Annotated in this window: 12 protein-coding genes; 10 read left to right on the forward strand and 2 right to left on the reverse strand. The window is 59.4% G+C overall.

Annotated features, from left to right (window positions below):
- Positions 1-142 precede the first annotated feature (142 nt).
- Both argF and PS14A_RS19775 read left to right on the forward strand, forming a co-directional pair.
- Entirely contained in the window at positions 143-1,063 is a 921-nt protein-coding gene (gene argF, locus PS14A_RS19770; protein ID WP_024014160.1) for an ornithine carbamoyltransferase, read from the forward strand.
- On the forward strand, positions 1,060-2,169 hold the full coding sequence (locus PS14A_RS19775; RefSeq protein ID WP_130912626.1) for an ABC transporter ATP-binding protein: 1,110 nt from the start codon (positions 1,060-1,062) through the stop codon (positions 2,167-2,169). Before argF ends, PS14A_RS19775 begins: the two co-directional genes overlap by 4 nt.
- A gap of 120 nt (positions 2,170-2,289) precedes the next feature.
- Here PS14A_RS19775 and PS14A_RS19780 read toward each other — a convergent pair whose 3' ends face one another.
- Positions 2,290-3,072, reverse strand: a complete 783-nt coding sequence (locus PS14A_RS19780; RefSeq protein ID WP_137214064.1) for a PhzF family phenazine biosynthesis protein — start codon at positions 3,070-3,072, stop codon at positions 2,290-2,292.
- 99 nt (positions 3,073-3,171) lie between these two features.
- On the reverse strand, positions 3,172-3,642 hold the full coding sequence (ybaK, locus tag PS14A_RS19785; protein ID WP_130912627.1) for a Cys-tRNA(Pro) deacylase: 471 nt from the start codon (positions 3,640-3,642) through the stop codon (positions 3,172-3,174).
- Positions 3,643-3,992: 350 nt separating this feature from the next.
- On the opposite strand from ybaK, the gene PS14A_RS19790 reads away from it, so the two are divergent.
- From PS14A_RS19790 to PS14A_RS19825, 8 genes are all read left to right on the forward strand, one after another.
- Positions 3,993-4,844 carry an MIP/aquaporin family protein gene (locus PS14A_RS19790; protein WP_212617034.1) on the forward strand — a complete coding sequence of 284 codons (852 nt, stop codon included), beginning with the start codon at positions 3,993-3,995 and terminating at the stop codon, positions 4,842-4,844.
- 77 nt (positions 4,845-4,921) lie between these two features.
- Entirely contained in the window at positions 4,922-6,424 is a 1,503-nt protein-coding gene (glpK, locus tag PS14A_RS19795) for a glycerol kinase GlpK (RefSeq protein WP_024014162.1), read from the forward strand.
- A gap of 95 nt (positions 6,425-6,519) precedes the next feature.
- Positions 6,520-7,275, forward strand: coding sequence for a DeoR/GlpR family transcriptional regulator (locus tag PS14A_RS19800; RefSeq protein WP_007953179.1), 756 nt, complete (start codon positions 6,520-6,522; stop codon positions 7,273-7,275).
- Positions 7,276-7,521: 246 nt separating this feature from the next.
- Entirely contained in the window at positions 7,522-9,057 is a 1,536-nt protein-coding gene (gene glpD, locus PS14A_RS19805; RefSeq protein WP_186569766.1) for a glycerol-3-phosphate dehydrogenase, read from the forward strand.
- A 521-nt stretch (positions 9,058-9,578) separates the two neighbouring features.
- Positions 9,579-10,493, forward strand: a complete 915-nt coding sequence (locus PS14A_RS19810; protein WP_095181779.1) for a glutamate/aspartate ABC transporter substrate-binding protein — start codon at positions 9,579-9,581, stop codon at positions 10,491-10,493.
- Between the two features lie 200 nt (positions 10,494-10,693).
- Positions 10,694-11,440: an amino acid ABC transporter permease gene (locus PS14A_RS19815; protein WP_056790046.1), complete on the forward strand. Its 747-nt coding sequence runs from the start codon at positions 10,694-10,696 to the stop codon at positions 11,438-11,440.
- The gene (locus PS14A_RS19820) at positions 11,440-12,111 is read left to right on the forward strand and encodes an ABC transporter permease subunit (RefSeq protein WP_016773391.1); all 672 of its coding nucleotides are present in this window, start codon (positions 11,440-11,442) and stop codon (positions 12,109-12,111) included. The genes PS14A_RS19815 and PS14A_RS19820 overlap by 1 nt, the downstream gene beginning before the upstream one ends.
- Positions 12,108-12,842, forward strand: a complete 735-nt coding sequence (locus PS14A_RS19825) for an amino acid ABC transporter ATP-binding protein (RefSeq protein ID WP_016773390.1) — start codon at positions 12,108-12,110, stop codon at positions 12,840-12,842. Before PS14A_RS19820 ends, PS14A_RS19825 begins: the two co-directional genes overlap by 4 nt.
- The last annotated feature ends 69 nt before the right edge of the window (positions 12,843-12,911 follow it).

Raw genomic sequence — 12,911 nt, forward strand, 5'->3', positions numbered from 1 at the left:
TGGAAAAACGCGACATTTAATGTCAATATCGCGCCTCCCCCTATTTCGTCGCCCCGTGCGGCTTACGCCGCAGGTCTCGCCCGCTGTTCCGTTAAACAAGGCTTTGAGCATCTGCGGTCTGTAGCAAAAAAGGTAGTCAATGATGAGCGCAAGGCACTTTCTCTCCCTGATGGATTGCACGCCCGAAGAGCTGGTCAGCGTGATCCGTCGAGGCGTTGAGCTCAAGGACCTGCGTAACCGCGGCGTACTGTTCGAGCCTCTGAAAAACCGCGTGCTGGGGATGATCTTCGAAAAATCCTCGACCCGTACCCGAATCTCCTTCGAGGCCGGCATGATCCAGCTCGGCGGCCAGGCGATTTTCCTGTCCCCGCGCGACACCCAACTGGGCCGTGGCGAGCCGATCAGCGACTGCGCCATCGTCATGTCGAGCATGCTCGATGCGGTGATGATCCGCACCTTCGCCCACAGCACCCTCACCGAATTCGCCGCCAACTCGCGCGTGCCGGTGATCAACGGCCTGTCCGATGATCTGCACCCGTGCCAGTTGCTCGCCGACATGCAGACCTTTCTTGAGCACCGTGGCTCGATCCAGGGCAAGACCGTGGCCTGGATCGGTGACGGCAACAACATGTGCAACAGCTATATAGAAGCGGCGATCCAGTTCGACTTCCAATTGCGCGTTGCCTGCCCGGAAGGCTACGAGCCGAACCCGGAATTCGTCGCCCAGGCTGGTGATCGCGTGACCATCGTCCGCGATCCGCAAGACGCCGTGCGTGGCGCGCACCTGGTCAGCACCGATGTCTGGACTTCGATGGGCCAGGAAGAGGAAACTGCCAAGCGCCTCAAGCTGTTCGCGCCGTTCCAGGTTAACCGTGCCCTGCTCGACCTCGCTGCCGAGGACGTGCTGTTCATGCACTGCCTGCCGGCGCACCGTGGCGAAGAAATCAGTCTCGACCTGCTCGATGACCCGCGCTCCGTCGCCTGGGATCAGGCAGAAAACCGTCTCCACGCACAGAAGGCCCTGCTCGAGTTCCTCGTCGAACCGGCATATCACCACGCATGAGCCATGAATTACTGCTGAACCTGCGCAACCTCGCTTGCGGCTATCAAGATCAACGCGTGGTGCAGAACCTCAATCTGCACCTCAACGCCGGCGACATCGGCTGCCTGCTCGGCTCGTCCGGCTGCGGCAAGACCACCACCCTGCGCGCGATCGCCGGTTTCGAACCGGTGCACGAAGGCGAAATCACCCTCGGTGGCGAAACCCTCTCCAGTGCCGGTTTCACCCTGGCGCCGGAGAAACGCCGGATCGGCATGGTGTTTCAGGACTACGCGCTGTTCCCGCACCTGAGTGTGGCCGACAACATCGCTTTCGGCATTCGCAAGCACCCTAACAAGGCGCGCGTGGTCGAAGAGCTGCTGGAACTGGTCAACCTGAAAAACCTCGGCAAACGCTTCCCCCACGAGTTGTCCGGCGGTCAGCAACAGCGTGTCGCCCTCGCCCGCGCCCTGGCGCCGGAACCGCAGCTGTTGCTGCTCGACGAGCCGTTTTCCAACCTCGATGGCGAGTTGCGCCGCAAGCTCAGCCATGAGGTGCGCGACATCCTCAAGGCCCGTGGCACCAGTGCGATCCTGGTGACCCACGATCAGGAAGAAGCCTTTGCCGTCAGCGACCACGTTGGTGTGTTCAAGGAAGGTCGGCTCGAGCAGTGGGACACGCCTTACAACCTCTACCACGAACCGGCGACGCCTTATGTCGCCAGTTTCATCGGTCAGGGTTATTTCATTCGCGGTCAGCTCGTCACCCCGGAATCGGTGCAGACCGAGCTGGGTGAACTGCGCGGCAACCGTGCTTACACCTGGCCGATTGGCGGCGCGGTGGACGTGCTGTTGCGTCCGGATGACATTGTTTATGCGCCGGATAGCTCACTGAAGGCGCAGATTGTCGGCAAGACATTCCTCGGCGCGGCGACCTTGTATCGCCTGCAACTGCCGACCGGTGCGCAACTGGAATCGATCTTCCCCAGCCATGCCGATCATCTGGTTGGCGCGCAGGTCGGGATTCGCGTAGCGGCGGATCATTTGGTGCTGTTCCAGGCTTCGGGGAGCACTGCGGCACAGATTCCGGCGGTGGAAAACGGCGTCCGTCGATTCAGCACCAGCCTTTAATCCGCACTGGATAAAAATTGTGGGAGCGAGCCTGCTCGCGAATGCGGTGTTTCAGTCACCGAAGATGTTGACTGAAAGAGCGCTTTCGCGAGCAGGCTCGCTCCCACAGTTGGTATTGCCTCAGCCTAAAAACAGGGTGCCGCTGGCCACCAGCGTCGCATTGCCGCCAATCTTCACCCGCTCACCTTCCAACCGACAGAACAACTCCCCGCCCCGCGCCGAGCGCTGGCACGCGGTCAGGTTCGATTTGCCCAGACGCTTGGCCCAGTACGGGATCAGGCTGCAATGGGTCGAACCGGTCACCGGGTCTTCATTGATACCAATGGCCGGGGCGAAATAGCGCGAGACGAAGTCATGCTGGTTGCCACGCGCAGTAACGATCGCGCCCAGCCATGGCAGTTTCGCCAGCGCTGCCATGTCCGGCTGGCAGTCGAGCACCGCCTGTTCCGAGTCCAGCACCACGAACAGTTCGTTGGAGCCGAGCACATCAACCGCCTCGACACCGAGCGCCCGCTCGACGTCCAGCGTCACGCCGATTTCCGATGGCACGATGGTCGGGAAGTCCAGCCATAGCCGGTCGCCTTCGCGGCTGACACTCAGCGGGCCGGACTTGCAAGTGAAGTCGATGCGCTCGGCCCCTTCCTTATAGATTTCGAACAATACAAATGCGCTGGCCAAAGTCGCATGCCCGCACAGTGGCACTTCAGTTGTCGGGGTGAACCAGCGGATATGCCAGGCCTGGCCTTCGCGCACCAGAAACGCGGTTTCCGCGAGATTGTGCTCGGCGGCGATCTTCTGCATCAAGTCATCGGCCAGCCAACTGTCGAGCCGATAGACCATCGCCGGGTTGCCACTGAACGGCCGATCGCTGAAGGCGTCGACCTGATGAAACGCAAGCTGCATGATTTTCTCCCTGAATTGGTCGACCGAGCATGCAACGGCGGCCCGGATCAGTGCCAGTGACAGAAACGCAATTTTTTCTTCATACAGCCGGCGCGACTATTACGCCCGGCCGATATCGGCGAACTGCGCCTGGGTGTGCTGGGCCAGCACCGCAGGCGCCAGTTCCACTTCCAGTCCTCGCCGCCCGGCACTCACATAAATAGACGCAAACCCCTGAGCGGAATTGTCGATGAAGGTGCGCAGGCGTTTCTTCTGCCCGAGCGGGCTGATGCCGCCCAACAGGTAGCCGGTGGAGCGTTGCGCGGCGGCGGGATCAGCCATTTCGGCTTTCTTCACTCCAGCGGCATGGGCCAGCCCCTTGAGATCGAGCGTTCCGACGACCGGCACCACAGCGACCAGCAGTTCGCCTTTTTCACTGGCGGCCAGCAAGGTTTTGAACACTTGCGCCGGTGCGAGCCCGAGCTTCTCCGCCGCCTCCAGCCCATAGGACGCGGCCTTCGGATCATGTTCGTAACTGTGCACGCGATGTTCGGCACGAACTTTTTTCAACAAGTCCAACGCTGGGGTCATGGCAGCTCCGGGTTCGGCAATCTTTGAAAAACCTGCGGCGGATTCTAGGTCATCGTTCGGCAAAAGGCTCTATTCCAAGCCGCGAATCCCGTGGCTTCGCGCTGCATTCAAGCTGATCGCCGCGCTGATCATTCATACGACGAATAGTTTTATTGTGACCGACGGTTCACTTTCGACCTTTGACAGGTTTGTTTCTTGTCTATATTTTTTCGAATCTGAATAATGTAAGAATCATGCTCCGCGCAGTACCCAGCAGTAACCCGGGAACCGAATGGGGATTCCGACCCGGTGAAGATCGCGCCCTGCTCCGTTGGCAAGGCGCTACACAAGAAAAAGAACCGAGGTTTTCAATGACAGCTGCTTTACCGCAACCATCGCTTTCCGGCCAATGCATGGCCGAATTCCTGGGCACTGCCCTTCTGATCTTCTTCGGCACCGGCTGTGTCGCCGCGCTCAAAGTCGCGGGCGCCAGCTTCGGCCTGTGGGAAATCAGCATCATCTGGGGCGTCGGCGTGAGCATGGCGATCTACCTCACCGCCGGGGTTTCCGGCGCGCATCTGAACCCGGCCGTGAGCATCGCTCTGACAATCTTCGCTGACTTCGAAAAGCGCAAACTGCCGTTCTACATCCTTTCGCAAATCGCCGGCGCCTTCTGCGGCGCGTTGCTGGTCTACACGCTCTACAGCAATCTGTTCTTCGATTACGAACAAACCCACCAGATGGTTCGTGGCTCGGCTGCCAGCCTGGAATTAGCCTCGGTGTTCTCCACCTACCCGAACCCGGTGCTGTCGACGGCCCAGGCGTTTCTGGTCGAGATGATCATCACCGCGATCCTGATGGGCGTGATCATGGCCCTGACCGATGACAACAACGGCCTGCCACGCGGCCCGATGGCGCCGCTGCTGATCGGTCTGCTGATCGCCGTGATCGGCAGTGCGATGGGCCCGCTGACCGGTTTCGCGATGAACCCTGCGCGTGACTTCGGTCCGAAACTGATGACTTTCTTTACCGGTTGGGGTGAAATTTCCTTCACCGGTGGTCGTGATATTCCGTATTTCCTGATTCCGATTTTTGCACCGATTGTCGGTGCCTGCCTCGGCGCTGCCGGGTATCGCGGGCTGATTGCCCGTCACCTGACCGGCGCCACACCTGCTACAAAGGATGCAGAACCGGCCATTGACGGCAAACCAAGAACTTCTTGAAACAGTCGGCGCCGGCTCCTGCCAAACCGAGCCTGCGCCACGGCCCACTCTCCCTTATTTCGTCCAAGGCAATCGACATGACCGACATTCAGAACAAGAACTACATCATTGCCCTTGATCAGGGTACGACCAGCTCCCGCGCGATCATCTTCGACCGCGACGCGAACGTGGTCTGCACCGCGCAGCGAGAATTCGTTCAGCATTACCCGCAAGCCGGTTGGGTCGAGCATGACCCGATGGAAATTTTCGCCACCCAGAGCGCGGTGATGGTTGAAGCGCTGGCCCAGGCCGGTCTGCATCATGACCAGGTCGCCGCGATCGGTATCACCAACCAGCGGGAAACCACCGTGGTCTGGGACAAGACCACTGGCCGCCCGGTGTATAACGCGATCGTCTGGCAGTGCCGCCGCAGCACCGAGATCTGCCAGCAGCTCAAGCGCGATGGTCACGAAGACTACATCCGTGACACCACCGGTCTGGTTACCGACCCGTACTTCTCCGGCACCAAACTGAAGTGGATCCTCGACAACGTCGAAGGCAGCCGCGAGCGTGCACGCAACGGCGAACTGCTGTTCGGCACCGTCGATAGCTGGCTGATCTGGAAATTCACCGGCGGCAAGGTGCACGTCACCGACTACACCAACGCCTCGCGCACCATGCTCTTCAACATTCACTCGCTGGAGTGGGATTCGAAGATGCTGGAGATCCTCGACATCCCCCGCGAGATGCTCCCGGAAGTCAAAGCTTCCTCGGAAATCTACGGTCGCACCAAGAGCGGCATCGCCATCGGCGGTATCGCCGGCGACCAGCAAGCGGCGCTGTTCGGCCAGATGTGCGTAGAGCCGGGCCAAGCGAAAAACACCTACGGCACCGGTTGCTTCCTGCTGATGAACACCGGCGACAAAGCGGTGAAATCCCAGCACGGCATGCTCACCACCATCGCCTGCGGCCCACGCGGCGAAGTGGCTTATGCTCTGGAAGGCGCCGTGTTCAACGGCGGTTCGACCGTGCAATGGCTGCGCGATGAACTGAAAATCGTCAACGACGCCCACGACACCGAATACTTTGCCAACAAGGTCAAGGACAGCAACGGTGTGTATCTGGTGCCGGCGTTTACCGGTCTCGGCGCACCGTACTGGGACCCGTATGCCCGTGGCGCGCTGTTCGGCCTGACGCGCGGCGTACGCGTCGATCACATCATCCGCGCCGCGCTGGAATCGATCGCCTACCAGACCCGCGACGTACTCGACGCCATGCAACAGGACTCCGGCGAACGCCTCAAGGCCCTGCGTGTGGACGGCGGTGCGGTGGCGAACAACTTCCTCATGCAATTCCAGGCCGACATCCTCGGCACTCAGGTGGAGCGTCCGCAAATGCGCGAAACCACCGCACTCGGCGCTGCCTATCTGGCCGGCCTGGCCTGCGGCTTCTGGGGCAGCCTGGAAGAACTGCGCGGCAAAGCAGTGATCGAGCGCGAGTTCGAACCGAGCCTGGACGAAACCGAGAAAGAGAAACTCTACAAAGGCTGGAAAAAAGCCGTCAGCCGCACCCGTGACTGGGCGCGTGAGGACGCCGAATAAGCCAACGTGCAGTTCCAGAAGGGTATCTAACTGGTAGGGAGCAGATTCCTGCGGCATCATGGGCAAATTTTGCTTGGCAGCCCAAAGGAAGCCCCATGAATCTGCCTCCCCGTCAGCAGCAAATCCTCGAGCTGGTCCGCGAACGCGGCTATGTGAGTATCGAGGAGATGGCCACGCTGTTCGTTGTCACCCCGCAAACCATCCGCCGCGACATCAATCAGCTCGCGGAAGCCAATCTGCTGCGTCGCTACCACGGTGGCGCCGCGTACGATTCCAGTGTCGAAAACACCGCGTATGCGATGCGCGCCGATCAGATGCGCGACGAAAAGCAACGCATCGGCGAAGCCATTGCCGCACAGATTCCCGATCACGCCTCGCTGTTCATCAATATCGGTACCACCACCGAATCGATCGCCCGCGCCCTGCTCAATCACAGTCACCTGAAGATCATCACCAACAACCTGCACGTCGCCTCGATGCTCAGCGCCAAGGATGATTTCGATGTGCTGCTGACTGGCGGTAACGTGCGGCGTGACGGCGGTGTGGTCGGTCAGGCGAGTGTGGATTTCATCAATCAGTTCAAGGTCGATTTCGCCTTGGTCGGGATCAGCGGCATCGATGAGGACGGCAGCCTGCTCGACTTCGATTATCAGGAAGTGCGGGTCAGCCAGGCGATCATTGCCAATGCGCGGCAGGTGATTCTGGCGGCGGACTCAAGCAAGTTCGGGCGTAACGCGATGATTCGACTGGGGCCGATCAGCCTGATCGATTGCCTGGTCACCGATCAGCAGCCGGTACCAGCGCTGGCGCAATTGTTGAGTCAGCACAAAATTCGTCTGGAAGTCGTTTAACCCGCAAGATCAAGAGATCGCAGCCTTCGGCAGCTCCTACATCTGGAATGCATTCCTCCTGTAGGAGCTGCCGAAGGCTGCGATCTTTTGCTTTTAATGTTCGGATATTTTCCTTTCTCAGCCCTTCGATGAGTTTTTTCAATCGAACGCGACTGGCTGCGCGCGTGTTTATGGGCTACCATTTTCGCAAATGAACATTAATGTTCGATTTCCAAGACATAAAACCAAAAGAACCGAGGCCAGCCGATGTCCACCTCTACCTTGCGTACGCCCCCTCTCTCCGAGATCTATGACGTTGCCGTAATTGGCGGCGGGATCAATGGCGTGGGGATCGCAGCGGATGCCGCCGGTCGCGGTCTTTCGGTGTTCCTTTGCGAAAAAGATGACTTGGCCAGCCACACCTCGTCGGCCAGCAGCAAGCTGATCCACGGTGGCCTGCGCTACCTCGAGCATTACGAATTCCGTCTAGTGCGCGAAGCGCTGGCTGAGCGCGAAGTGCTGCTGGCGAAAGCGCCGCACATCGTCAAACCGATGCGTTTCGTCCTGCCGCACCGCCCGCACCTGCGTCCAGCGTGGATGATTCGTGCCGGCCTGTTCCTTTACGACAACCTTGGCAAGCGCGAAAAACTGCCGGGTTCGAAAAGCCTGAAGTTCGGCGCCGACAGCGCGCTGAAAAGCGAAATCAAGAAAGGCTTCGAATACTCCGACTGCTGGGTCGATGACGCCCGCCTCGTGGTCCTGAACGCTATGGCCGCCCGCGAAAAAGGTGCGCATGTGCACACCCAGACCCGTTGCGTCAGCGCACGTCGCACCAAAGGTTTGTGGCATCTGCATCTGGAGCGCGCCGACGGAAGCCTGTTTTCTATCACCGCCAAAGCACTGGTGAACGCCGCCGGCCCATGGGTGGCCAAGTTCATCCGTGACGACCTGAAGATGGAATCGCCGTATGGCATCCGTCTGATTCAGGGCAGCCATATCATCGTGCCGAAGCTGTACGAAGGCGAGCATGCGCACATTCTGCAAAACGAAGATCAGCGCATCGTTTTCACCATTCCGTATCTGAACCACTTCACCCTGATCGGCACTACCGACCGTGAGTACACCGGCGACCCGGCGAAAGTGGCGATCACCGAAGGCGAAACCGACTACGTGCTGAAAGTGGTCAACGCTCACTTCAAGAAGCAGCTGAGCCGCGAAGACATTGTGCACAGCTACTCGGGCGTTCGGCCGCTGTGCAACGACGAATCCGACAATCCGTCGGCAGTGACCCGCGATTACACCCTGGCGCTGTCGGGCAACGCCGAAGAAGCGCCGCTGCTGTCGGTGTTCGGTGGCAAGCTGACCACTTACCGCAAACTCGCCGAGTCGGCGATGGCGCAGTTGATGCCGTTCTTCACCCAGATGCGCCCGAGCTGGACTGCCACCGCCACCCTGCCCGGGGGCGAAGACATGACCACGCCAGAGGCGCTGAGCGCGCGAATTCGTGACAAGTTCGATTTCGTCCCGACTGAAATCGCCCGACGCTGGGCCGTCACCTACGGCAGCCGCACCTGGCGCATGCTCGAAGGCGTGGAAAGCCTGGCCGACATGGGTGAGCACATCGGCGGCGGGCTCTACACCCGCGAAGTCGATTATTTGTGCAGCGAAGAATGGGCGACCACGGCGCACGACATCCTGTGGCGCCGTACCAAGCTAGGCTTGTTCACCACAGCGGAGGAGCAGCAGAAGCTCGCGACGTATCTGGGCAAGGTTGAGCAGAATCGGAAGATCGAGGCGGCTTGATCTCACCGTTCAAACGAAAGCCCCTGCATCGAGAGATTCAGGGGCTTTTTGTTATGTGGACTTTGTTGAACCTGATTGGGACAGTTAGATCTTTTCCCCCTCACCCCAGCCCTCTCCCCCAAGGGGTAGAGGGGGAAAGGGAGCCGATCTCTGTGGGTTCCAAAGTCCGAGGTCGGCTCGGTATCTCACGTCGCCGTAACTCGACCATCCACCGCAGTCAGTCCCCTCTCCCTCCGGGAGAGGGTTAGGGTGAGGGGCTTTTGATCGTTCGGTTTTCCGAACGCGACTCCACAGTCGATTCGGTTAACCGGATCACACCCTCAAAAAATTACCGCCACAAAACTTTAATAACGTTATAAAACAACTGGTTAACCGACTGTGACTGCTCTGGCACGAGTCATGCTCTACACTCTCTCGACGAATGCCTGCTGTGCCGACACTTCAGGAGCCGTCAGGCATTCGAAGCACAAAAAGGGCCGACAAACTGGCTCCATAAAAAAAACAATGTCGAGGAAAATTTGATGCGCATCGTTCCCCATATCCTGGGCGCAGCCATTGCTGCCGCTCTGATCAGCACGCCAGTTTTCGCCGCCGAGCTCACCGGCACCCTGAAGAAAATCAAAGAGTCCGGTGTCATCACCCTGGGCCACCGTGACGCCTCCATTCCGTTCTCCTACATCGCTGATGCGTCCGGCAAGCCGGTTGGCTACTCGCACGATATCCAGCTGAAGATCGTCGAAGCGATCAAGAAAGACCTCGACCTGCCGAACCTGCAAGTCAAATACAACCTCGTCACCTCGCAGACCCGTATCCCGCTGGTGCAGAACGGCACCGTGGACGTCGAGTGCGGTTCGACCACCAACAACGTCGAGCGTCAGCAGCAGGTCGACTTCTCCGTCGGCATCTTCGAAATCGGTACCCGTCTGCTGTCCAAGAAAGACTCCAAGTACAAGGATTTCGACGATCTGAAAGGCAAGAACGTCGTAACCACCGCCGGCACCACCTCCGAGCGCATCCTCAAGGCGATGAACGCCGACAAGCAGATGGGCATGAACGTCATCTCCGCCAAAGACCACGGCGAGTCCTTCCAGATGCTGGAATCGGGCCGTGCCGTTGCGTTCATGATGGATGACGCGCTGCTGGCCGGCGAAGCCGCCAAGGCCAAGAAAGCTGCCGACTGGGAAGTGACCGGCACGCCACAGTCGTACGAAATCTACGGTTGCATGATGCGCAAAGGTGACGAACCGTTCAAAAAGGCTGTGGATGACGCGATCAAGGCCACCTACGCTTCGGGCGAAATCAACAAGATCTACGAGAAGTGGTTCATGCAGCCGATTCCGCCAAAAGGCCTGAACCTGAACTTCCCGATGAGCGACGAGCTCAAGACCCTGATCGCCAATCCGACCGACAAAGCGGCTGACGACAAGAAGTCCTGATTTTCTGACTAACCTTATCCCCTGAGGAGGCGCCTGCCTTTTCAGGGGATGGTCACTCCCTGCTGGCATTTTTCTGGAAACACTCGAACCGGTGGCTGTTGAGCCGATCGCGTGTGCCCGGTCTTTGAAAAAAGACTGGGGAGGGAACGGAGTTCCCCAGGCGGGCACTTGTACATCGATCGAATCGAGGGGAGACCCTAATGAATTACAACTGGGACTGGGGCGTGTTCTTCAAGTCCACCGGCGTGGGCAGCGAGACCTATCTCGACTGGTTCATCTCCGGTCTGGGCTGGACCATCGCCATCGCCGTCGTGGCGTGGATCATCGCCCTGCTGCTCGGCTCGCTGCTGGGCATCATGCGCACCGTGCCGAACCGCATCGTATCGGGCATTGCGACCTGCTACGTCGAGCTGTTCCGTAACGTGCCGCTGCTGGTGCAGCTGTTCATCTGGTACTTCCTGGTGCCCGATCTGCTGCCGCCGGATCTGCAGGAGTGGTACAAGCAGGACCTCAACCCGACCACCTCGGCCTATCTGAGCGTTGTCGTCTGCCTCGGTCTGTTCACCGCCGCCCGTGTCTGCGAGCAAGTGCGCACCGGTATCCAGGCGCTGCCTCGTGGCCAGGAATCCGCCGCCCGCGCGATGGGTTTCAAACTGCCGCAGATCTACTGGAACGTGCTGCTGCCCCAGGCCTACCGGATCATCATTCCGCCGCTCACCTCGGAATTTTTGAACGTGTTCAAGAACTCCTCCGTGGCGTCCCTGATCGGTTTGATGGAGTTGCTGGCGCAGACCAAACAGACCGCCGAGTTCTCGGCCAACCTGTTCGAAGCCTTCACCCTGGCAACCCTGATCTATTTCACCCTCAACATGAGCCTGATGCTGCTGATGCGCCTGGTCGAGAAGAAAGTCGCAGTGCCCGGCCTGATCTCCGTGGGGGGTAAATAATGGAATTCGATTTCAGTGGCATCGTCCCGGCCATTCCCGGTTTGTGGAACGGCATGGTGATGACCCTCAAGCTGATGGCCATGGGCGTGATCGGCGGGATGATTCTCGGCACGATCCTCGCGCTGTGCCGTTTGTCGCACAACAAGCTGCTGTCGAGCATCGCTGGCGCCTACGTCAACTATTTCCGCTCGATTCCGCTGCTGCTGGTGATCACCTGGTTCTACCTGGCAGTGCCGTTCGTGCTGCGCTGGATCACCGGCGAAGACACGCCGATCGGTGCGTTCACCTCGTGCGTCGTGGCATTCATGATGTTCGAAGCGGCGTACTTCTGCGAAATCGTCCGTGCCGGTGTGCAGTCGATTTCCAAGGGCCAGATGGGTGCCGCGCAAGCGCTGGGCATGAATTACGGGCAGATGATGCGCCTGATCATCCTGCCGCAGGCGTTCCGCAAGATGACCCCGCTGCTGCTGCAGCAGAGCATCATCCTGTTCCAGGACACCTCGCTGGTCTACACCGTGGGCCTGGTGGATTTCCTCAACGCCTCGCGCGCCAGCGGCGACATCATCGGCCGCTCCAATGAGTTCCTGATTTTCGCCGGTCTCGTGTACTTCATCATCAGCTTCGCCGCCTCGCGGTTGGTCAAGCGTCTGCAAAAAAGGTTCGCCGTATGATCTCTATCAAAAACATCAACAAGTGGTATGGGGACTTCCAGGTGCTGACTGATTGCAGCACCGAGGTCAAGAAAGGCGAAGTGATCGTGGTCTGCGGCCCGTCGGGTTCCGGCAAGTCGACGCTGATCAAGTGCGTCAACGCCCTGGAACCGTTCCAGAAAGGCGACGTGGTGGTTGACGGTACGTCGATCGCCGATCCGAAAACCAACCTGCCGAAACTGCGTTCGCGCGTGGGCATGGTGTTCCAGCATTTCGAACTGTTCCCGCACCTGACCATTACCGAAAACCTGACCATCGCGCAGATCAAGGTGCTCGGCCGCAGCAAGGAAGAGGCGACCAAAAAGGGTCTGCAACTGCTCGAGCGCGTAGGCCTGTCGGCGCACGCCCACAAGCATCCGGGGCAACTGTCCGGCGGTCAGCAACAGCGTGTGGCGATTGCCCGTGCGCTGGCGATGGACCCGATCGTCATGCTGTTCGACGAACCGACCTCGGCGCTCGACCCGGAAATGGTCAACGAAGTGCTCGACGTCATGGTGCAGCTGGCCCACGAAGGCATGACCATGATGTGCGTGACCCACGAAATGGGCTTCGCCCGTAAAGTGGCCGACCGGGTGATCTTCATGGACCAGGGCAAGATCATCGAAGACTGCCCGAAAGAGGAATTCTTCGGCGACATCAGCGCCCGCTCCGAACGCGCGCAGCACTTCCTCGAGAAAATCCTGCAGCACTAAAAAACCACGCAGAACCCTGTGGTGTGGCGAGGGGATTTATCCCCGTTCGGCTGCGAAGCAGTCGTCGAA

Source organism: Pseudomonas sp. 14A (assembly GCF_018132745.1).
In the GTDB taxonomy this organism is placed as follows: domain Bacteria; phylum Pseudomonadota; class Gammaproteobacteria; order Pseudomonadales; family Pseudomonadaceae; genus Aquipseudomonas; species Aquipseudomonas mercuritolerans.

Excerpts from the sequence above, each read along its gene's own strand:
- argF (WP_024014160.1), top strand. The coding sequence starts at position 143 with ATGAGCGCAAGGCACTTTCTCTCCCTGATGGATTGCACGCCCGAAGAG.
- PS14A_RS19775 (WP_130912626.1), top strand. The coding sequence starts at position 1,060 with ATGAGCCATGAATTACTGCTGAACCTGCGCAACCTCGCTTGCGGCTAT.
- PS14A_RS19780 (WP_137214064.1), bottom strand. The coding sequence starts at position 3,072 with ATGCAGCTTGCGTTTCATCAGGTCGACGCCTTCAGCGATCGGCCGTTC.
- ybaK (WP_130912627.1), bottom strand. The coding sequence starts at position 3,642 with ATGACCCCAGCGTTGGACTTGTTGAAAAAAGTTCGTGCCGAACATCGC.
- PS14A_RS19790 (WP_212617034.1), top strand. The coding sequence starts at position 3,993 with ATGACAGCTGCTTTACCGCAACCATCGCTTTCCGGCCAATGCATGGCC.
- glpK (WP_024014162.1), top strand. The coding sequence starts at position 4,922 with ATGACCGACATTCAGAACAAGAACTACATCATTGCCCTTGATCAGGGT.
- PS14A_RS19800 (WP_007953179.1), top strand. The coding sequence starts at position 6,520 with ATGAATCTGCCTCCCCGTCAGCAGCAAATCCTCGAGCTGGTCCGCGAA.
- glpD (WP_186569766.1), top strand. The coding sequence starts at position 7,522 with ATGTCCACCTCTACCTTGCGTACGCCCCCTCTCTCCGAGATCTATGAC.
- PS14A_RS19810 (WP_095181779.1), top strand. The coding sequence starts at position 9,579 with ATGCGCATCGTTCCCCATATCCTGGGCGCAGCCATTGCTGCCGCTCTG.
- PS14A_RS19815 (WP_056790046.1), top strand. The coding sequence starts at position 10,694 with ATGAATTACAACTGGGACTGGGGCGTGTTCTTCAAGTCCACCGGCGTG.
- PS14A_RS19820 (WP_016773391.1), top strand. The coding sequence starts at position 11,440 with ATGGAATTCGATTTCAGTGGCATCGTCCCGGCCATTCCCGGTTTGTGG.
- PS14A_RS19825 (WP_016773390.1), top strand. The coding sequence starts at position 12,108 with ATGATCTCTATCAAAAACATCAACAAGTGGTATGGGGACTTCCAGGTG.